The following is a 21149-nucleotide window of genomic DNA, read 5'->3' as shown; positions in this document are numbered from 1 at the left end:
ATCAATCGGATGCTTGCCTAGAACAATTCAGAAAATATGCCAGAATTTAATTCTTTATAATTCAATAAATTAAAACTAGACAGGTTATTTTGACTTATGATTGACCAAGTTAAATCGACCATAAAAAAGTCAAAATGACCAAAAAAATTCTCTTAGATTGGCTGGTTCCTTTGGTGGCAGATCTTTCCCGCGAGTTAAGCCAAAGCGCCCGTTATGCTCGCTTATTGAATACACTGCGCCAACTCTTCCCCTGCGATGCTGTAGCCCTGTTGCGCTTAGAAGGCGATGTACTTACTCCAGTAGCCGTTAAAGGGTTAAGCCCTGATACTCTGGGGCGACGTTTCCGGCGCGATGAACACCCTCGTTTAGAACTACTGCTGCAACAGCGCCGCCCCATGCGCTTTGCTCAAGACTGTAGCTTGCCTGATCCCTATGATGGCTTGATTGAACATCCTCCCGGCCCCTTGGAAGTCCACGACTGCATGGGCTGCTCACTGTATCTGGATGATCAACTCTGGGGATTGCTGACACTGGATGCCCTAGACCCTTGTTGCTTTGATTTGGTTGATCTGGATTTACTAGAAGCCTTTGCTAGCCTTGCGGCTGCTACGGTAAAGGCTGGAGAGCGCATTCAGGGCTTAACCAAACGCGTTGAGGCCGAGCACCAGCGCGCTGAGCTGTACCGACAAGCCGTTCCCTCTCCAACCCCACGCGAACTGATTGGCCAAAGCCCAGCCCATCGACAAATGATGGACGAAATTCGCCTTGTGGCCGACAGCTCACTAACCGTATTAATCACCGGAGAGACTGGAGTCGGTAAAGAATTGGTGGCCGAAGCCATTCATCAAGCCTCCAACCGAGCGCGTAAACCCTTTATCAGCCTTAACTGTGCGGCCTTGCCCGATGCCTTGGTGGAAAGCGAGCTGTTTGGCCATGTACGCGGGGCTTTTTCCGGCGCGGTACAAGAACGCAAAGGCAAGTTTGAGCTGGCGGATGGAGGCACCCTATTTTTGGACGAAATCGGAGAGCTGCCCCTTGCAGTACAGGCTAAACTGCTCCGTGCGCTGCAAAGTGGCCAACTGCAACGCCTAGGCTCTGATTACGAACATCGGGTGGATGTACGCATTTTATCGGCCACCAATCGCGACTTAGCCGCCGAAGTACGGGCGGGCCGCTTTCGGGCTGATCTGTACCACCGTTTGACGGTGTACCCACTCCCCGTTCCCCCCTTACGAGCCCGAGGACAGGATGTACTGCTGTTAGCCGGCTATTTTCTGGAAGAGAATCGGGTTCAACTTGGAGTACGGGGGTTATGCCTCACCGCTAAGGCTCAACAAGCACTGTTGCACTACACATGGCCGGGTAATGTGCGTGAGCTAGAACACCTAATTGGCCGCGCTGCTTTAAAAGCTTTAGCCCGTGCGCCTCAGCCCCCCAAAATTCTGAGCATTGATGAGCAGGTTTTGGACTTACCCGGACTGGCTCCCACAACGGCCACCCAATTAGTCGAAGAGATCGCCCATAGCGCATTGGCCCAAGAATGGGATCTGCGCCAAGCCATGGATGAGTTTCAACGCCAACTCATTCGCAACGCCTTGGAACAATATGGCCCACAATGGAGTAAGGTAGCCCGAGCACTAAAAGCTGATCCAGCGAACTTAAATCGTCTTGCTATGCGTTTAGGGCTCAAATAGCCCCTATTTCAAATAAGAACGCACGGCAGCCACCACCTGCTCGACATCCTCTTGCCGTTGTTCTGGAGTCGCCTCCGTAGCGCCTAAGTGCCCACGAATGTGCCCTTCCAGAACCTCAGCCATCAAACCGTTCACGGCCCCGCGAATCGCAGCAATCTGTTGCAGTATGGCCACACAGTCTATCTCTTGCTCTAACGCCCGCTCTAAAGCCTCAGATTGCCCTTTGATCCGTCGAACACGGGTCAGTAATTTCGATTTACCTCTGATCGTATGTGCCATTTTTAAACCTCATGGGATATAGCTATACTGGGGTATAGTATATAAACCCCTTAATAGGATAGAGCTTATGGATACGTCCGCCTCAGCCTACCGGCAACATACCCACATATTCGATGAAGGAAACCCCTTAGCAGAACGTAATACGCGCTGGGCCGTAGTCCTAACTGCCAGCATGATGGTGGCTGAAATTCTAGGCGGATGGGCCTTCAACTCCATGGCTCTGCTGGCAGATGGTTGGCATATGAGCTCCCATGCCCTAGCTTTGGGCCTATCGGTACTGGCCTATAACGCCGCCCGCCGATTTGCTCAGGATAAACGCTTTAGCTTCGGCACTTGGAAAATTGAGATTCTAGGCGGCTACACCAGCGCTTTATGTTTAGTGGGCGTAGCTGGACTCATGCTATACCAATCCATCGAGCGTCTGATTTCACCCACTCCGATACATTATAACGAAGCTATCATTATCGCCTTTATTGGCCTAATCGTGAATCTGATCTGCGCATGGCTGCTTAAAGACGACCATAGCCACCACGGACACAGCCACGATCATGATCACGGGCATCCGCATTCCCACCCTCATCACCATGATCTGAACCTACGAGCAGCCTACCTGCACGTCATCGCCGATGCCGCGACTTCGGTACTGGCTATTATCGCCCTGTTTGGAGGCAAGCTCTGGGGAGCCAACTGGCTTGACCCGATTATGGGGATTGTGGGAGCCATTTTAGTATCGGTTTGGGCTTGGGGTTTATTGCGTGACAGCAGCCGCGTACTACTGGATGCAGAAATGGATGCGCCCGTAGTCGCTGAAATCCACGAGGTAATCGAAAGCAGTCCAATCCCTGCCACCATCACCGATTTGCATGTATGGCGTGTTGGCCGTGCCCAATATGCCTGCATTATCGCTTTGACTGTACCGGAAACCCCTAATGCTAATCCCGACTTCTTCCGCAATCAGCTCAGTATCCACGAAGAATTAGTACACATTACCCTCGAACTAAACCAACATTTTTCCAAGCACTCAGCCTAGCTCTATCCTCAAGCATTCGTATTTTCAAGGACTTTCATTGATCAGCAGGCGACATTGTCGCCCGCTTGTAGTACATAATCAGGCATCATGCGCTTGTCATTACCCTTCAAGGGTGCTTTTTACTGACGAGGGAATGATGTCCGATCCCTTGCCTGATTTAACACAGGCAAGCGGCGGCCTGTTTTCCCTTACTGGTTGCTCTGGCTCGCAGGAGGCCCGCCGTGTCAATTCATGTTGCCTTGCATCACGTTACCCATTACCGTTATGACCGAGCCGTCAATCTGGGGCCACAGGTAGTGCGCCTACGCCCTGCCCCACACAGTCGGACACCGATTCACTCCTATTCGCTGAAAGTATCTCCAGCCGGGCACTTTATTAACTGGCAGCAAGACCCTCAGGGTAACTATCTGGCGCGACTGGTATTTCCAGAGAAAACTGAGGAACTGAAAATCGAGGTGGATCTGATCGCCGAAATGGCGGTGTTTAACCCCTTCGACTTTTTCCTCGAACCCTATGCAGAAAAAATTCCCTTCCAATACGTTGAAGGTGAACGCCAAGACCTGGCGCCTTATTTAACTAAACTGCCCGAAACTCCGCGCTTTGCTGATTACTTAGGCCAGATTGACCTCACGCCCTTGCGCAGCGTGGACTTTCTGGTCAACCTAAACCAGCAGTTGGCCCGCGATATCCATTACGGCATTCGTCTGGAACCTGGTGTACAAACCCCAGAAGAAACGCTGGAAAAAGCCTCAGGTTCCTGCCGCGATTCCGCGTGGTTGCTGGTTCAACTGCTACGGCATTTGGGGATTGCGGCCCGCTTTGTATCTGGCTACCTGATTCAACTGACGGCGGATGTGAAACCACTGGATGGCCCCAGCGGAACCGAACAAGACTTCACTGACCTGCATGCTTGGTGCGAAGCCTATCTACCGGGCGCGGGTTGGGTTGGGCTCGACCCCACATCAGGACTTTTTGCCGGAGAAGGTCATATTCCGGTAGCCTGCAGCCCTGAACCCTCCTCAGCGGCCCCCATCAGTGGCGGCGTGGATGAGTGCGAGTGCGTATTTAGCCATGAGATGCGCGTTGAGCGCGTTTGGGAAGCCCCTCGCGTCACCAAACCCTACACCGATGAACAATGGCAAGCCATCCGCGACCTCGGCCATCAGGTTGACGCTGACTTAAAAGCCCATGATGTGCGCCTAACGATGGGCGGCGAGCCCACCTTTGTAGCCATCGACTACCCCGACGATCCTGAATGGAACACCACAGCCCTTGGCCCCAATAAGCGCCGTTTGGCCGCCGAGCTTTATCACCGCTTGCGCGATCAGTATGCGCCCCAAGGTTTGATACATTTCGGGCAGGGCAAATGGTATCCAGGCGAACAACTACCGCGTTGGTCACTGAACTGCTTCTGGCGACGCGATGGTGAACCTATTTGGCAAAACCCCGCACTCTGGGCCGATGAGAAGCAATCCTACGGCGCGAATGCAGATTTAGCCCAGCGTTTCCTCAAACGTCTGGCTCAACACTTGGGCCTAACCAGTGATTACGACTTCCCCGCCTACGAAGACTGGATGTACTACCTGTGGCGGGAGCGGCGTTTACCGGAAAACATCACCCCAGAGGATACTCGCCTCAGCGATGAGCTGGAACGCGAACGACTACGCAAGATATTTAACCAAGGCTTAGGTCATGTAGTGGGCCACATCTTGCCTTTAGCACGCACCGCTGATGGCCAGATGTGGGAAACCGGTCATTGGTTTCTGCGCGATAAATATTGCCGCTTGATGCCCGGCGACTCACCTATGGGCTACCGCTTACCTCTGGACTCCCAGCCGTGGGTCAGTGAGGGCGATTATCCCTATGTGCAATCCCCAGATTGGAACCAGCTATTCCCACCGCTGCCTAGTCGGCAACAAATTTTGCAGCAGTTACGCAACCCAAGTGCCGCTCAAAAAGCGGCGGCGCAGACAGCAGAAGCAACAAACCAAATCAAGCAAGAAGCTTTAAAACACAAGGATCAAGCCCCGCAGCGCTTTGAATCCGCCGCTGGCATTGTGCGTACCGCGCTCTGTGCGGAACCTCGCGAAGGTCGTCTATACCTGTTTATGCCACCGTTAAACCGTCTGGAAGACTATCTGGAACTGGTCGCGGCTATCGAAACCACGGCCACCGAATTGAACTGCCCCGTCCTGCTGGAAGGTTACGAGCCGCCCCAAGACCCACGTCTGACCCACTTCCGAGTTACGCCCGACCCAGGGGTTATTGAAGTCAATATCCACCCTGCTGCTAGCTGGGATGAGCTGGTAGAGCGCACTGAATTTCTGTACGAGGCTGCGCGCCAAACGCGGCTGTCCAGCGAAAAATTCATGATCGATGGCCGACATACCGGAACCGGCGGTGGTAATCACTTTGTCTTAGGTGGAGCTACGCCCAGCGATTCGCCCTTCCTACGTCGCCCTGATTTACTGCGTAGCCTGATCAGCTACTGGCACAATCATCCGTCCCTGTCGTACCTGTTCTCAGGCTTATTCATCGGCCCAACCTCTCAAGCGCCACGGGTAGATGAGGCGCGTAATGACTCAGTGTACGAGCTGGAAATCGCCTTTCAGCAATTCCCCCAAGCCGGTGAGGCGTGCCCGCCTTGGCTGGTGGATCGCCTGCTGCGTAACCTGCTGATTGATGTGACGGGCAACACCCACCGCGCTGAGTTTTGCATCGACAAACTCTACTCCCCTGACTCAGCCTCAGGGCGCTTAGGATTGTTGGAGTTGCGCGCCTTTGAGATGCCTCCCCACGCCAAAATGAGCTTGGCCCAACAACTGCTGTTACGGGCTCTGATTGCTCGATTCTGGAATGAGCCCTACCAACCTCAACGCTTAGTACGCTGGGGCACAGAACTGCATGACCGTTTCTTACTGCCCCACTTTATTCAGCAGGACTTCCAAGATGTGATCATTGAGTTGGAAGAAGCCGGATACCCCGTGCGGGCTGAATGGTTTGCGCCTCACTTTGAGTTCCGCTTCCCCAAACTGGGCGAATACGCCGTCAAAGGCATCGACCTAGAATTGCGCAATGCCCTAGAACCTTGGCATGTTTTGGGTGAGGAAGGCGGTGCAGCCGGTACAGTACGCTATGTGGACTCCTCACTGGAGCGGGTACAGGTCAAACTGAGCGGCATGGCTCCCGATCGTTATGTGCTGACCTGTAACGGTGTTCCTGTCCCCTTGCAATCTACCGGAACCGTGGGCGAGTTTATTGCGGGGGTGCGTTACCGCGCTTGGCAACCGAGCTCTTGCTTACAACCTACTATAGGCGTACAGGCTCCACTGATCTTCGATTTAGTGGATACTTGGATGCAACGCTCCTTAGGAGGTTGTCAGTATCATGTAGCTCATCCGGGTGGGCGTAGTTACGACACACTGCCGGTCAACGCCTATGAAGCGGAAAGCCGTCGTCTGGCGCGTTTCTTCCAGCATGGGCACACACCGGGGCGTATCCAGTGCCCACCGCTGAACATTCATGCAGAGCTGCCGATGACGCTGGATTTACGCCGCTACTGATGGATCGCACGGCAGCCTGATCTGCAAAGATGTAGGCTGCCTCGCTTGTTTTCGTTTGCCGAGTACTCAATGTCCAATCTGCTTATCCACTACCCTCACAACAACCCATCCCAGCATGAGTTATTCGATGCTAAACGGGTTGTACGTCCTCATTGGCAGCGTTTGCTCAAACATCTGCAAGAGGGTGGCCGTGAGCATCTGCAACAGCACCAAGCACTGTTAGAACGCCAAATCCAAGAAAATGGCGTTACCTACAACGTTTATGCTGAGCCCGATGGCACGGATCGGCCTTGGAAGCTGGATCTACTCCCCCATTTGATTCCTGCTGAAGAGTGGCACCTGTTAGCCTCGGGTGTTGAGCAACGAGCACGCTTACTCAATGCGGTACTGGGTGATGTTTATGGCCCTCAGCAACTCTTGGCGGAGGGCCTGTTACCCTCGGATTTAATTTTCGGCCATGAACAATTTCTGTGGCCCTGTCAGGACATCCAACCACCGGGTGGTATTTGGCTGCATCTATACGCAGTGGACTTAACCCGTGGCCCCGATGGGCGCTGGTGGGTTACGGCCGACCGTACCCAAGCAGCCTCAGGCGCGGGTTATGCTTTGGAAAACCGCCACCTGATCTCGCGGGCCTTTCCAGAGCTGTACCGGGACTTGCGAGTGGAACACATCGCGAGTTACTTCCGCACCCTGCTGGATACCTTGGCCCACCAAGCACCGGTTGAGGACAATGAAAAGCCTCTGGTTGTACTCCTTACTCCTGGCCGTTTTAACGAAAGTTATTTTGAGCATCTCTACCTCGCCCGTCAGTTAGGTTATCCACTGGTGGAGGGCAGCGACCTCACGGTGCGCGATGGCACCCTATACCTAAAAAGTTTGGCGGGATTGCGCCGAGTTCACGCCGTACTGCGCCGCTTAAACGACGACTTCTGCGACCCTCTGGAACTTCGCACCGACTCTGCCTTAGGTGTGCCCGGCTTATTGGACTCGGTACGCCGAGGGCGGGTACTGGTTGCCAATGCTCTGGGTTCGGGTGTGCTGGAATCTGCCGGATTACCGGGTTTTCTACCTGCCATTAACCGACGTCTATTTGGTGAAGAATTGCAGCTCCCCTCCGTAGCTAGCTGGTGGTGTGGAGAGCCGCCGGTACTCAAAGAGGCTTTAGAAAAGCTACCCGAATTATTAATCCGCCCAGCTTTTGGATCCCAAAGTTTTCAAGCCTGTTTTGGCCCAGAACTCACCCCAACCCAACTCAATGAACTGCGTGAACGTCTGTGCCAACGCCCTTATGCTTATGTGGGGTTGGAGCGGCCTAAAATGTCTGTAGCGCCCATTTGGCATAATCAAAGTGGCCGTATTGAAGCCCGTCCGTTGGCCATGCGCTTATTTGCAGTGGCCAGACCCGATGGCAGCTACTATGTCATGCCCGGAGGACTGAGCCGAGTCGCTGCCAAAGCCGATGCTGAAGTGCTATCCATGCAGCGTGGCGGAGCCAGTAAAGACACTTGGATTTTGGGGGCCCGCCAAGCCACTACCGACCCTTGGCAACACGTTAAGCCCCTCAAAGCACGGGAAGTCGTGCGCAGTGACCACTACCTTCCTTCACGCATGGTGGAGAACCTGTTCTGGTTTGGCCGCTACTGTGAGCGCTGCGAAGGGGAAGCGCGCTTACTCCGAATTATGCTCTCCCGCTACATTGACGACGACAACGACCCCCAAGCCATGCAAGCTGCTTTAGTGGTCGCCGAAGGTTTAGGGCTGGTTCCCCAAGGGAAAACACCGGAGCTAGAACAACGCCTAATTCGCGCCGTACTGGATGAAGATTGGCCTCCTAGCTTACGCAGTAACCTACAACGCCTGCATTGGGCGGCTACCAATGTGCGCGGCAAACTGTCCCGTGAAAACTGGCAGGCTATGTTAGAACTGCAAAAAATGGTACTGCCGGAAGCCAATAACGCCGAATCGGGGGAGCTGTTAGAGCTCTTAGATCGTCTCTTGCTCTCCACCGTGACGCTGTCTGGTTTTGCCCTTGACGATATGACCCGTGACGATGGCTGGCGCTTTTTGATGACCGGCCGCCGCATTGAACGTCTACAGTTTATCTGCAACAGTCTAGCCAGCTTTATATCCGGCCCTACGGTGCAAGATCCTTCAGCACTGGCATGGCTGCTAGAGTTGGGCAACAGCAGCATCACCTACCGCACGCGCTATCTGGCCTCGCCACAACTGATTCCGGTACTGGACTTGCTGCTGTTAGACGACCACAACCCTCATGCGGTGGTTTTCCAACTCCACATGCTTATCCGAGGGGTACAGTGCTTTAGTGAGCGCTTTGATTTCCCTTTAGAACAAACTTTATCTGATCTGCACCATCAGTTACTGAAGTTCAACCTGGATCAATTTGAGTCAGAACACTCAAGCGCGGCCCGACAAGACAGTCTTAACAGGCTGGCTGATTTACTGCGTCAGATCAGCCACAGCTCTGCTCAACTGTCTGACCGCTTGGGATTACGCTTCTTCGCGCACATTGACACCAGCCAGCAGACTCAGTCCCTATGACCAGTACTCGTTATAAAATTCTGCACGATACGCACTACCATTACTCGTCCACCGTGTCGCTGGCCCAACAGTTAGCCCACCTATGGCCTCGGGAATCTTTGTGGCAACGCACCCACCACCGTGGCCTGCATATTGCGCCTGAGCCTACCCACCGCAGCGACAGCATTGATGCTTTTGGGAATCCCCTAACCCGGATCGCCATTGAAAAGCCCCACGATTCACTGATTGTAACTGCCAACTTGGATGTAGAAGTATTTCAGCGCCCAGAATTGGACTTAAATATATCCCCACCCTGGGAAACAGTGTGCCAAGCCCTGAGCTATACCACGGGAAAACCACCAGATCCCAGCATTTTAGAGGCCGCACGCTACCGCTTTGAATCACCCTATGTGCATCTAAAACAAGTATTTAGTGACTTTGCAGCGGATTGCTTTCCCCCCCAGCGTCCTTTGTTGCTGGCCGCGCAAGCCCTGATGGAGAAAATTTTTGACGAATTCACCTTCGACCCTAACGCGACACAGGTCGCCACGCCTTTAGTACAGGTATTGGAAAAACGACGCGGTGTCTGTCAGGACTTTGCCCACTTGATGCTAACCTGTTTAAGATCGAGAGGGCTGTCCGCCCGCTACATCAGTGGCTATTTATTGACCCAACCGCCTCCCGGCCAACCTCGTCTGATTGGTGCTGATGCTTCCCATGCTTGGGTATCGGTATTTTGCCCGGTACAGGGCTGGGTGGACTTTGATCCCACCAACAACATTCGTCCAGAGTTAGAACACATCACCCTTGCTTGGGGACGGGATTTCGCCGATGTATCCCCGTTGCGTGGGGTGATTTTAGGCGGTGGCAGCCATGACCCTGACGTGCGTGTCACGGTCATGCCTTTGGATGAGGCCATCGCGCATGGCCTCTGAGCTGCTAGACCAAAATACCTTGGCTGCGCAAATAGTCATTATAAGTGCCGCTAAAATCGGTGATTCCCTGCTCTGACAACTCCAAAATGCGCGTTGCCAACGAGCTGACAAACTCCCGGTCATGGCTGACGAAAATCAGAGTACCGGGATAATTTTCCAAGGCTAAGTTCAGCGCCTCAATGGATTCCATATCCAAGTGGTTAGTAGGCTCATCCATCACCAACACGTTGGGTTTTTGCAGGGTCAACTTGCCAAACAGCATACGACCCTGCTCACCGCCAGAAATCACCTTGACTGATTTTTGAATTTCATCGTTGGAAAACAGCATCCGGCCCAAAGTACCGCGCACGATCTGCTCTCCGCCCTGAGTCCACTGGGACATCCAGTCAAATAGGCTCAGGTTTTCCGCAAAATCGGCGGCGTGATCTTGGGCGAAATAGCCAACTTCAGCGCTTTCTGTCCACTTCACTTCCCCAGTCATTGGCGGAAGCTCTGCCATCAAGGTACGCAACAACGTGGTTTTGCCGATCCCGTTGGGGCCGATAATGGCCACACGCTCACCGGCTTCAATCTGAATGCCCAGATTTTTAAACAGCGGAATGCCATCGTATCCCTGAGACAGTTTCTCCAAGGTCACGGCTTGGCGATGCAGCTTTTTAGTTTGCTCAAAGCGAATAAAAGGACTCACACGGCTGGAAGGCTTAACCTCTTCCAACTGAATTTTGTCGATCTGCCGCGCACGACTGGTGGCTTGCTTGGCCTTAGAAGCGTTAGCTGAGAAGCGACTGACGAAGGTTTGTAGCTCGGCAATCTGAGCTTTTTTCTTGGCATTGTCGGCCAGTAGACGCTCACGGGCTTGGGTAGCGGCGGTCATATATTCATCGTAATTACCGGGGAATAGACGCAGCTCGCCATAATCCAAATCCGCCATGTGGGTACACACGGAGTTTAGGAAGTGCCGATCGTGGGAAATGATGATCATGGTGGAGTCGCGGGCGATCAGAATGCTTTCCAGCCAGCGAATGGTATTAATATCAAGGTGGTTGGTTGGCTCGTCCAGTAACAGTACGTCGGGATCAGAAAACAGCGCCTGAGCCAACAATACCCGCAATTTCCAGCCCGGAGCTACCGCGCTCATCGGGCCAAAATGCTGCTCTAAAGGAATTCCTAAACCCAGCAACAGCTCACCGGCACGCGATTCGGCGGTATAGCCATCGTATTCAGCAAACTGGACTTCCAGCTCAGCCACCGCCATGCCGTCCTCTTCACTCATTTCCGGCAAAGAATAAATACGGTCGCGCTCGGCCTTAATGCTCCATAGCTCAGCGTGCCCCATGATCACGGTATCAATCACGCTAAAATGTTCATAGGCAAACTGATCTTGGCGCAGTTTACCCAAACGCACATTGGGCTCTAGCATCACTTGACCACCAGAGGGCTCTAGCTCGCCACCCAAGATCTTCATAAAGGTGGATTTACCACAACCGTTAGCCCCAATCAGGCCGTAGCGGTTGCCATTACCAAACTTGACAGAGACATTTTCAAACAGTGGCTTAGGGCCAAACTGCATGGTGATGTTGGCAGTTGAAATCAACGAATCTAGTCCTTTGATAAACCGATTAATTAGATGAAATATGTTTTATAAGTAGTCTTAGCATACCCTATACAGAGGCTAATGTCCCTGTATTTTAATTCAGATAAATCACCCTCAAGTAAAACCACCTTATTGAGCAGCAATATAACTTATTAATTAATCAAAGTTACAATGTTTGAATAGATTAACAAAACAAGCATTGAAAAAAACGATTACTTTCACTAGCATGCACACTCAGAAAACTCAAGTTTTAGTTAAAATAGGAAAATACCTTGAGAGCCCTTATAAAAATAAACATATCTTTAGCATTACTATTAACCATATCCACAGCCACCTTTTTCGCCTGGCAACACTTTTATCCAGTAACCCCTCATTCAGGCTGGAGTTACCAAGAGCGCTTAACGGATATACAAAGCCCTGGGGCTATTCTGTTAGATTCACAAAAAAATATTATTGTTACTGAAGAGCTAACCAAAAGTCGTGGGAAAATCTGGAAAATTAATCCCGAAGGCCTGCGCCAATTATTAGTAGACAATTTATCAAAGCCTGATGGTTTAGCTTTATATAACGAAGGTATTGTATTTAGCCAAGAGGCTGGCCCCTTCCCTGTTAACTTATTACGCGATGGTAAAATTGAACCTTTATTTAATGGCACTAATGTTCAAACATTAACCGTAGAAGGTGAATACTTATATGCCATCGAAGATCGTAAAGGCTATCAAGGACGACTCCTTCAATACCACGCCAAAACTAATAGTTTGAACATCTTGCGCGACAACTTAGATGAAGCAGAGGCCTTAGTAATCTGTCCCGATGGTCAACGCTTTTACACCGAAAAAGATCGCGGATTAGTGAAAAAATTCTCCGAGGATGGGCAAGACAGTATCTATCTCCAAGGCCTGCACCAGCCAGGTTCACTTTTTTGCGATGCTCAAGGATTATGGGTGAGCGAGGATCGCAACCATCGTGCCCGCTTATTACTGCGTAAGCCCAATGGGGAATTGCAGACTATTTTAAGCTTTTTAAAATCTCCCCAAGTTCTGCATCCTATTGCCCCCGGACATTACCTATTGGCTGAAGGGGGTCGAGACCGGATCCTAGAGCTTAAGCAATTAGATTAAATCGACACGCAAGCGGATTTATCTCCCAAACCTTCTTGCCGATAATAGCGTTCTATTTATTCACCCTTATATGATGCCCCTAAGATAGCGCTTACTTACTCAGGAAGCGAGAATTGGGACAGCCCAGAAGTTACCCCCTGATTCGATGACAACGAATCAAAAAACTCTGGGCTGTCGTGCTATCCCACCCTTGATCTATCGGGATCTCGCGCTTTTCGTCATGCATACGTCCTTTGCTCTATTAGGCTTAGTTACTTGCCTAACCCTAAGTCCCGCTTGGGCTGAAACTACAGAAACTCCACCACCTATTGATCAAAAATCAGCCTTTCTTGAGCATCTGATGCAGCGCATGACGCTGGAGGAAAAAATAGGTCAACTGCGCCTGATCAGCATTGGGCCGGATATGCCTCAACCGCAAATACTGAAAGAGATCGCGGCAGGACGCATTGGTGGCACTTTTAACAGCATCAGCCGTGCCGAAAACCGCCCGTTACAAGAAGCTGCTGCTTTACACAGCCGCCTCAAAATTCCGATCTTTTTTGCCTTTGATGTGATTCACGGGCATCGCACCACCTTCCCTATCAGCTTGGGCTTGGCTTCTAGCTGGAATCTGGAGGCTATTCAACAAGCTGCCCGTGTTTCCGCTGTTGAGGCCAGTGGCGATGGCCTAGATCTGACCTTTGCACCCATGGTGGACATTAGCCGCGATCCACGCTGGGGCCGTACCTCCGAAGGCTTTGGTGAGGATACTTACCTCGTTTCGCGTATTGCGGAAGCTATGGTGCGAGGCTATCAAGGCTCCTCACCCAGTAATGCCGACAGCATTATGGCCAGCGTTAAGCATTTTGCCCTCTATGGCGCGGTCGAAGGCGGGCGCGATTACAACGTGGTCGATATGAGTCCCATGCGTATGTATCAGGACTACCTGCCGCCCTATCGAGCCGCCATTCAGGCAGGAGCCGGTGGTGTAATGGCCGCGCTGAACTCCATTAACGGTATGCCCGCCACCGCCAATATCTGGTTGATGCAAGACTTATTGCGCAAAGACTGGGGCTTTAAAGGATTAGTCACCAGCGACCACGGGGCGATTTGGGAACTGATCCGTCATGGCGTAGCCCAAGATGGACGTGAAGCCGCTAAATTAGCCATCAAAGCCGGCATCAGCATGAGTATGCACGACAGCCTGTACCGCGATGAACTGCCCAAACTGATCCAATCTGGCGAAGTAAGCCAAAAAGAATTGGATGCCTCCGTATATGAGGTGCTGGCCGCTAAATACGACATGGGCCTATTCCATGACCCCTTCCGCCGCATTGGTGAAGCCTCGGGAGATCAAGACCCTAAATCCGAACAGCGCCTTAACCGCGAAGCCGCCCGCCAAATAGCCCGCCAATCGCTGGTACTGCTGAAAAATGAGCAAAACCGGCTGCCTCTGGCCAAATCCAGCACCATTGCCCTGATCGGCCCCTTAGCGGACAGCCCTATTGATATGCTCGGCAGTTGGTCAGGAGCAGGACGGCACCAGCAAACCGTAACCCTACGCCAAGGTATGCAACAGGCTCTGGGAGCAGAAGCCAAACTCCTGTACGCACTGGGCGCGAACCTAACCGGCAATCAGAGCATCATTGACTATCTGAACCGCTTCAACTGGGCGGAAACCGAGGTCAACCCTGATCCGCGCAACGCTGAACAGCTCCTAGCCGAAGCTTTGGAAGTGGCTCAAAAGGCCGACGTGATTGTGGCAGCGGTGGGTGAATCCCGTGGTATGTCCCACGAATCCTCCAGCCGTACCCAATTAACCCTGCCAGATACCCAAAAAGCCCTACTCAAAGCCCTCAAAGCCACCGGCAAGCCTTTGGTGTTGGTATTGATGAATGGGCGACCTCTGGCTTTGGAATGGGAACAGGAAAACGCCGATGCCATCTTGGAAACCTGGTTCAGCGGTACTGAAGGTGGCAATGCCATCGCCGATGTGCTGTTTGGCGACTATAACCCGTCCGGCAAGCTGCCTATTTCTTTCCCGCGTTCCGTGGGCCAAATCCCGACCTACTACAACCGCCTGCGTATTGGTCGCCCTGCACCTTTAGACCCTAAAGAACCGGGCAACTACACCTCGCAGTATTTTGAAGAACCCAATGGCCCGCTGTATCCCTTCGGTCATGGTCTGAGTTATACCCAGTTTCAGCTTTCAGACATGCAGCTATCCAGCCTCGAAATGACAGCGGACCAAAGCTTAGAGGCGCGCATTACCCTGAAAAACACCGGAGATCGTGCAGGAGAAACCGTAGTCCAGCTTTACATTCGTGATGAAGCGGCTTCGATTGTGCGTCCGGTTAAAGAACTCAAGGGGTTCCAGAAGATCCAATTGCAACCGGGCGAGCAACAAGTGGTGCGCTTCCCCATCACTGAGGAGCTGTTAAAGTTCTACAACGCGCAACTGGAATACAAAGCCGAACCTGGCGTATTTCAGGTACAAATCGGCTTAGACTCGCAACAAGTGCAACATCAAAACTTTAGCCTGAAGCCATAGCGCTTAGACCCAATCCACCGAGAGGTACTGCCATGTTCTATCCCAACACCACTACACAGGGTTCTTTTGATCTGCTGGTCATTGGTGGGGGTATTAACGGCACCGGTATCGCAGCCGATGCGGCGGGGCGAGGCCTCTCGGTGTGTTTGTGTGAGCAAGACGATTTAGCCCAGCACACCTCTTCTGCTAGCAGCAAGCTGATTCACGGCGGGCTGCGTTATCTGGAACACTACGAATTTCGCATGGTGCGCGAAGCTTTGACCGAGCGTGAAGTGCTGATGGCCAAGGCTCCGCACCTGATTCACCCGTTACGTTTTATTTTGCCGCACCAGCCCCATTTACGACCGGCGTGGCTGATTCGAGCCGGTTTATTTCTCTACGATCACTTAGGGCCACGCCAACATCTGCAAGGTTCCCAATACCTGAGTTTAGACCGGGATGGCCCGTTAAAACCGGAGTTTCATACAGGGTTTGCGTACTCCGACTGTTGGGTGGACGATGCCCGTTTAGTCGTAGCCAATGCCCAAGCCGCCTACGAAGGTGGGGCAAAAATTCTGCCTCGTACACGCTGCCTCAGGGCTACACGCCAAAATGATCTGTGGCATATAGAACTAAAAACCGAAAACCAACCGCCTTACAGCGTTACAGCTAAGGCTTTAGTCAATGCAACCGGCCCTTGGGCGGTACAGGTGCTGGAACACTGCCTACACACCAAATCGCCCCACAGTTTGCGTCTGGTGCGCGGTAGCCATCTGGTGGTACCGCGTCTGTATGAGGGGACACAAGCCTATATCCTGCAAAACGAAGACCGCCGGATTGTGTTCGCCATCCCCTATTGGGATCAGTTCACCCTAATCGGTACGACGGATTGCGAATACCAAGGCGATCCCGCTCAAGTACAGATTACTGAAGAAGAACAAAGCTACTTACTGGACATTATTCAGCGCTACTTCCGCCAAGCGCCGACAGAGGTGGTACATCGCTTTTCTGGGGTACGGCCTCTGTTTAATGATCAGGCCCAAGACCCTTCAGCCGTCACCCGGGACTTCAGTTTGAAGGTGTCCACCAACGCGAATGGATTGGCCCCACTGCTGTCCGTATTTGGCGGTAAACTCACTACCTATCGCGTATTAGCAGAACAGGCTTTAGACCTGCTGTCTCCCTTCTTTCCTCAGATGAACCCCAGTCAAACAGCCCATACGGCCCTGCCTGGTGGCGAATACCCGCTCAATCAACAGGCGGTGCAAGAGCGCTACCCTTGGTTGGATCAAAGCTTGTTACAGCGTTGGATCAAACAATACGGCTGCCGCGTTGAGTCGCTCTTAGACTCCGTACAAACCTTAGAAGACTTAGGCCCGCTATTAAGCGCCAGCATGCATTTATACGGGCGTGAATTGGACTATTTATGCCAATATGAATGGGCTCAAACGGCTGAAGATATTTTATGGCGGCGTACCAAGCTGGGCTTATTCCTTTCCCCCAGCGATTGCGCGGCAGTGGAGGATTATCTTAAGGCTAACCGGCCCAAGCACTGAGCAGCACCAGCACACTAACCTCGGCTAGCTCCACCAGCGCACCGGCGGTATCTCCTGTAACTCCGCCCAAACGTTGCTGCATCAGGTGGCGCAGCAGCACAAAACAGCCCAGTGCCGCACCCAAAGCCACTAATCCAAACCAGCCCCCCCAACAGAGCAGCAGTACTGCGTGCAGCACCAGCACCCAAGGTATCCAAGCTCTGGGCAGATGCTCCGTCAGGGCCGTTCCCAATCCTCCAGAGCGCACATAAGGCGTAGTCCAAAACAACAGCGGCAAGAGCCCACGAGCCAACCAAGGCGCAAACAACAACGCCCAAGGGCTTACCTGTTGCAAAGCGGAGTACTTGAGCAACAGCACCAACGCCAGTACGACTATGGCTATGGGGCCGCTGCGGGGGTCTTTCATAATCGCAAGGGTACGCTCCCGATCACCAAAGCCACCGGCCCACGCATCGGCGCTGTCAGCCAGCCCGTCCAGATGCAAACCGCCGGTGAGTAGCACCCAAGCCGTCAACAACAATGCCGCCTGCAACACAGGTGCTATACCCTGCAACAGACTTTGCACCCCCAGCAGTAATAACCCGATCAGCAATCCCACCACCGGATACCAGAGCAAAGAGCGCCCTATCGCCTCAGGAGTAGGCATAGCCGATAAGCGCACCGGAATACGGGTCAAAAATTGTAGGGCGATCCAAAAGGCGTGCATGTAAAACTCAGCTCAGCGTTGATCGGGCCAGTGCAATGGGCGTAACGCAGCATGGGGCACTTCAATCTGCAATAACTGCTGTTTAGGCAAGCCTTGAGCCTCCGCTAATAGATAACGCATCACACCGCCGTGGGTCACAATCAGCAAGGACGCATCAACATAGCTTTGCGGTAAACGCTGCATTAACCGTTGAAGGCGTAGGGCAAAGTCCTGCATAGGCTCGGCTTGAGGTGGCGTAAAGGCGTAAGGATCGGCCCAAAACTGGCCTAAAGCCTCAGCATCCGTGGCCATTAATTCAGCAGCGGTACGGCCTTCCCAAGCGCCAAAGCTCAACTCACGCAAATCCGCTTCAATCTGCAACGGAAGCTCAAGCTCGACAGCTAGGTATTCAGCAAAAAGGCGGCAACGCTGTAAGGGTGAACTGAGGATATGCGTCCAGCCCATTGTCCCCTGCACCGCTTGCTGCATTTGCTGCCAACCGAGCTCCGTCAGTGGATCATCCAAGCGTCCGCGAAAACCGCCGTGGGTAGTTTCTCCGTGACGTAACAGGCTAATACTCAAACTCATAGTGGGCGATCTGCTACGGCGGCTTCGGCAAAGGTAGCCATCCCAGTATGAAGCTGACAGGCCAATTGAATGATGGGCACTGCTAACGCTGCCCCACTGCCTTCGCCGAGGCGTAACCCTAAGTGCAGCAAAGGTTTGGCCTGTAGTTGTTCCAAGAGCAGTACATGCCCCTGCTCTGCGCCTGCATGAGCAAACAGCAACCAAGGTTGACACTCGGGGTTCAGGCGTACCGCACACAGAGCCGCTGCGGTACAGATAAAGCCATCCACTAAGGCCGGTATTCCCATTTGAGCGCAGGCGATATAGGCTCCGGCCAGTGCCGCCAGCTCAAAACCACCCAAGCATTGGAGTGCCTGCAAAGGTGCTTCTAATTGATCCTGATGGTATTGCAACGCCCGATTAATCACCGCCTGTTTTTGCTGCACGCCTGAGTGATCCAACCCCGTACCGGGGCCAGCTAACTGGGCCGGAGCCAATCCGGTCAGGGCACAGGCTAAAGCGGTAGCCGCCGTGGTATTGCCAATGCCCATTTCTCCTGCCAGAAACAGGTCTGCACGGTTGGCTTTTGCCCGTTGCACGGCGGCCTGCCCGGCCTGTAAGGCAGCTTGGCATTGCTCAACACTCATGGCCGGTTGGTGGACGAAATTAGCTGTTCCAGGGCCAAGGCGCAGGTGCTGCACATTGGGTAAGGACAGATGCAAATCCACCGTGCCCAAATCCACTACCTCTAGGGGAATATTCTGGGCCTTAGCCAATACGCTGATGGCGGCACCGCCGTTGAGGAAGTTACGCAGCATTTGCACCGTAACCGCCTGCGGATAAGCCGAAACCCCTTCAGCCACTACTCCGTGATCACCGGCAAACAGAGTCAACCAAGGTTGGTTGATTTGGGGCAACTCCTTAGCCTGTAAAGCCGCCAAACGAATGGCTAAGGCTTCCAAATCGCCCAAAGCGCCTGTGGGTTTAGTCAATTGCTGCTGACGTTGTTGCGCTGCTTGCCCCATCTGTTGATCAGGCATACGACAGGGGTTTTGCCACCAAAAGGCAGTATCGGTCATGCTGGAGGCTCCTTGAGGCTAAGGGGTAAACCCGCCACCACGAGGGTAACGCGCTCACAGCTTTGGGCTAGGACTTGATGCAGCCAACCGGCTTCGTCCACATAACGGCGGGTGAGTTCGCCTAAAGGCACTACTCCCAGCCCTGTTTCGTTACTGACTAAAAGAATCTGGCCCGGGAGTTTAGGCAAGCAATCCAGCAGTGCTTGGCGCTCATGCATCAATCGCTCAGGATTAGGCTGTAACAATAAATTAGTCAGCCACAGGGTTAAACAATCCACCAGTAAGCAGTGCTCTGGAGCGGCATTTTGGATTAACACCTGAGCCAGCGCTAAAGGCTCCTCCACTAAACCCCAATGACTGGGACGACGCTCTTGGTGGTGTTGAATGCGGGCCTGCATCTCCTGATCCCACGCTTGGCTGGTGGCAATGTAGGTGACGGCTAAACCGCTGGCTTGAGCACGTTGCTCAGCCAAACGGCTTTTACCCGAACGAGCTCCACCTAAAATCAGTTCAGGCATGGGATTTCCTTCGCAGTCAGTCCACAGAGTCGGTTTAGGCGCTTGATATCCAGATGCTGCTGTACCAGATCGGCTAGGCGCTCAATGTCCTGTTCACGACGGGCCTGATAATCGAATGCCTGTGGATCTTGCAGACCCGCCCAACGCAATAAAGCAGCGCAGGCACTGGGCTGTTCAAACAGGCCATGTAAGTAAGTCCCCAGAATCTGCCCATCGGCGCTGATAGCTCCATCCACACGGCCTGAGTCTAAGTACACTGCCGGACGCTCTAAAGCAGGCCCTCGGCTGACACCTGCGTGAATCTCGTAGCCGCTGATGGGTACCTGTTGTAAACACAGTTGGCCCTGTACGCGGTGTAACTGCTTTTCTGCTTCCAGCACCGTGGAGAACTCCAGTAAACCTAAGCCTTCGCTGTCACCGGCATCGCCCTCTAAACCCAGAGGATCGTGCAGTTGCTGACCTAATATCTGGAAGCCACCACAAATCCCCAGCAGCTTACCGCCGTAGCGCAGATGACGTTGGATCGCTTCCTCCCAACCCTCAGCACGCAACCGCGCTAAATCAGCACGCACACTTTTAGAGCCGGGCAAAATGATCAAATCCGCAGCCGGAATGGGCTGACCGGGGCCGATAAACTGCAAATCCACCTGTGGATGCAAGCGTAAGGGATCAAAGTCAGTATGGTTACTCAAGCGCGGTAACACCGGCACTATGACTTTAAGCGGATGAGCGCTAGCCGTTACTTGGCGCACGTCTACGCTATCCTCAGCCTCTAAATGCAAATCCTGCACATAGGGCAACACACCCAACACCGGCTTGCCCGTATATTGCTCCAGCCAGTCTAAACCTGACTGTAACAACGCCAGATCCCCCCGAAATCGGTTAATGACAAACCCCTGTACCCGCGCTTGCTCCGAAGGCGACAGCAAAGCCAAGGTTCCGACCAAATGGGCAAATACACCGCCGCGATCAATATCGGCGATCAAAATCACGGGGCAATCCACCGCCTCCGCAAAGCCCATATTGGCAATATCGTTGGCTCGAAGGTTGATTTCCGCCGGAGAACCGGCCCCCTCAACGATGATCACCTGATACTGATGGGCCAAACGCTGATGGGACTCCAACACGGCTCGCATGGCCATAGGTTTGTACTGCTGATAACCCACCGCCGCCATATTGCCGATAGCTTTGCCCTGCACGATCACCTGTGCCCCAATGTCAGTATTGGGTTTGAGCAGGATGGGGTTCATGTCGGTATGCGGCTCTAAACCGGCGGCTTGAGCCTGTACCGCTTGGGCGCGACCAATTTCGCCGCCATCCGCCGTCACAGCGCTGTTTAAGGCCATATTTTGTGGCTTAAAAGGGGCTACAGATACCGATTGGCGCGCTAGCCAACGGCACAAAGCTGTCACCAGTGTACTTTTACCCGCATCCGAGGTAGTGCCCTGCACCATCAGGGTTGTGGCGCGCTTCATCAT

Annotated in this window: 15 protein-coding genes; 8 read left to right on the top strand and 7 right to left on the bottom strand. The window is 53.1% G+C overall.

The window, feature by feature from the left end; all coding sequences use genetic code 11:
• Positions 1 to 134 precede the first annotated feature (134 nt).
• Positions 135 to 1694, top strand: a complete 1560-nt coding sequence (norR, locus tag LX59_RS14920; protein ID WP_144573265.1) for a nitric oxide reductase transcriptional regulator NorR — start codon at positions 135 to 137, stop codon at positions 1692 to 1694.
• Between the two features lie 3 nt (positions 1695 to 1697).
• On the opposite strand, the gene LX59_RS14915 is transcribed toward norR, so the two are convergent.
• Complete coding sequence (locus LX59_RS14915) at positions 1698 to 1973, bottom strand: metal/formaldehyde-sensitive transcriptional repressor (RefSeq protein WP_144573264.1); 276 nt, start codon at positions 1971 to 1973, stop codon at positions 1698 to 1700.
• Positions 1974 to 2040: 67 nt separating this feature from the next.
• Here LX59_RS14915 and dmeF point away from each other — a divergent pair, with 67 nt between their 5' ends.
• From dmeF to LX59_RS14895, 4 genes are all read left to right on the top strand, one after another.
• The gene (gene dmeF / locus LX59_RS14910) at positions 2041 to 3003 is read left to right on the top strand and encodes a CDF family Co(II)/Ni(II) efflux transporter DmeF (RefSeq protein ID WP_144573263.1); all 963 of its coding nucleotides are present in this window, start codon (positions 2041 to 2043) and stop codon (positions 3001 to 3003) included.
• A gap of 221 nt (positions 3004 to 3224) precedes the next feature.
• The gene (locus LX59_RS14905) at positions 3225 to 6566 is read left to right on the top strand and encodes a transglutaminase family protein (RefSeq protein WP_144573262.1); all 3342 of its coding nucleotides are present in this window, start codon (positions 3225 to 3227) and stop codon (positions 6564 to 6566) included.
• Between the two features lie 69 nt (positions 6567 to 6635).
• Positions 6636 to 9128 (top strand): circularly permuted type 2 ATP-grasp protein, encoded by a 2493-nt coding sequence (locus LX59_RS14900; protein ID WP_144573261.1) that lies wholly within the window; start codon positions 6636 to 6638, stop codon positions 9126 to 9128.
• The gene (locus LX59_RS14895) at positions 9125 to 10042 is read left to right on the top strand and encodes a transglutaminase family protein (protein WP_144573260.1); all 918 of its coding nucleotides are present in this window, start codon (positions 9125 to 9127) and stop codon (positions 10040 to 10042) included. Before LX59_RS14900 ends, LX59_RS14895 begins: the two co-directional genes overlap by 4 nt.
• 4 nt (positions 10043 to 10046) lie before the next feature.
• Here LX59_RS14895 and LX59_RS14890 read toward each other — a convergent pair whose 3' ends face one another.
• On the bottom strand, positions 10047 to 11636 hold the full coding sequence (locus tag LX59_RS14890; protein ID WP_144573259.1) for an ABC-F family ATPase: 1590 nt from the start codon (positions 11634 to 11636) through the stop codon (positions 10047 to 10049).
• Positions 11637 to 11908: 272 nt separating this feature from the next.
• On the opposite strand from LX59_RS14890, the gene LX59_RS14885 reads away from it, so the two are divergent.
• The 3 genes from LX59_RS14885 (at position 11909) to glpD (ending at position 16822) form a co-directional block, all read left to right on the top strand.
• Positions 11909 to 12757 carry an SMP-30/gluconolactonase/LRE family protein gene (locus LX59_RS14885; RefSeq protein WP_246118781.1) on the top strand — a complete coding sequence of 283 codons (849 nt, stop codon included), beginning with the start codon at positions 11909 to 11911 and terminating at the stop codon, positions 12755 to 12757.
• A gap of 220 nt (positions 12758 to 12977) precedes the next feature.
• Positions 12978 to 15287: a beta-glucosidase BglX gene (gene bglX, locus LX59_RS14880; protein WP_144573258.1), complete on the top strand. Its 2310-nt coding sequence runs from the start codon at positions 12978 to 12980 to the stop codon at positions 15285 to 15287.
• Between the two features lie 32 nt (positions 15288 to 15319).
• Entirely contained in the window at positions 15320 to 16822 is a 1503-nt protein-coding gene (gene glpD, locus LX59_RS14875; RefSeq protein WP_144573257.1) for a glycerol-3-phosphate dehydrogenase, read from the top strand.
• Here glpD and LX59_RS14870 read toward each other — a convergent pair.
• From LX59_RS14870 to LX59_RS14850, 5 genes are read right to left on the bottom strand one after another with little or no spacing between them, the layout of a single operon-like run.
• Entirely contained in the window at positions 16803 to 17528 is a 726-nt protein-coding gene (locus LX59_RS14870) for an adenosylcobinamide-GDP ribazoletransferase (RefSeq protein ID WP_144573256.1), read from the bottom strand. The two genes, glpD and LX59_RS14870, sit on opposite strands and share 20 nt — an antisense overlap.
• A 12-nt stretch (positions 17529 to 17540) precedes the next feature.
• Positions 17541 to 18095, bottom strand: a complete 555-nt coding sequence (locus LX59_RS14865) for a histidine phosphatase family protein (protein WP_144573255.1) — start codon at positions 18093 to 18095, stop codon at positions 17541 to 17543.
• Positions 18092 to 19153 carry a nicotinate-nucleotide--dimethylbenzimidazole phosphoribosyltransferase gene (gene cobT, locus LX59_RS14860; protein WP_144573254.1) on the bottom strand — a complete coding sequence of 354 codons (1062 nt, stop codon included), beginning with the start codon at positions 19151 to 19153 and terminating at the stop codon, positions 18092 to 18094. The genes LX59_RS14865 and cobT overlap by 4 nt, the downstream gene beginning before the upstream one ends.
• Positions 19150 to 19671, bottom strand: coding sequence for a bifunctional adenosylcobinamide kinase/adenosylcobinamide-phosphate guanylyltransferase (cobU, locus tag LX59_RS14855; protein WP_144573253.1), 522 nt, complete (start codon positions 19669 to 19671; stop codon positions 19150 to 19152). Before cobU ends, cobT begins: the two co-directional genes overlap by 4 nt.
• Positions 19659 to 21146 (bottom strand): cobyric acid synthase, encoded by a 1488-nt coding sequence (locus LX59_RS14850; protein WP_144573252.1) that lies wholly within the window; start codon positions 21144 to 21146, stop codon positions 19659 to 19661. The genes cobU and LX59_RS14850 overlap by 13 nt, the downstream gene beginning before the upstream one ends.
• Positions 21147 to 21149: the final 3 nt, after the last annotated feature.

It is taken from the genome of Azomonas agilis, from assembly GCF_007830255.1.
Classification (GTDB): domain Bacteria; phylum Pseudomonadota; class Gammaproteobacteria; order Pseudomonadales; family Pseudomonadaceae; genus Azomonas; species Azomonas agilis.
Note: the sequence above shows the minus strand (reverse complement) of the source record. Positions and strands in the feature narration are given on the sequence as shown.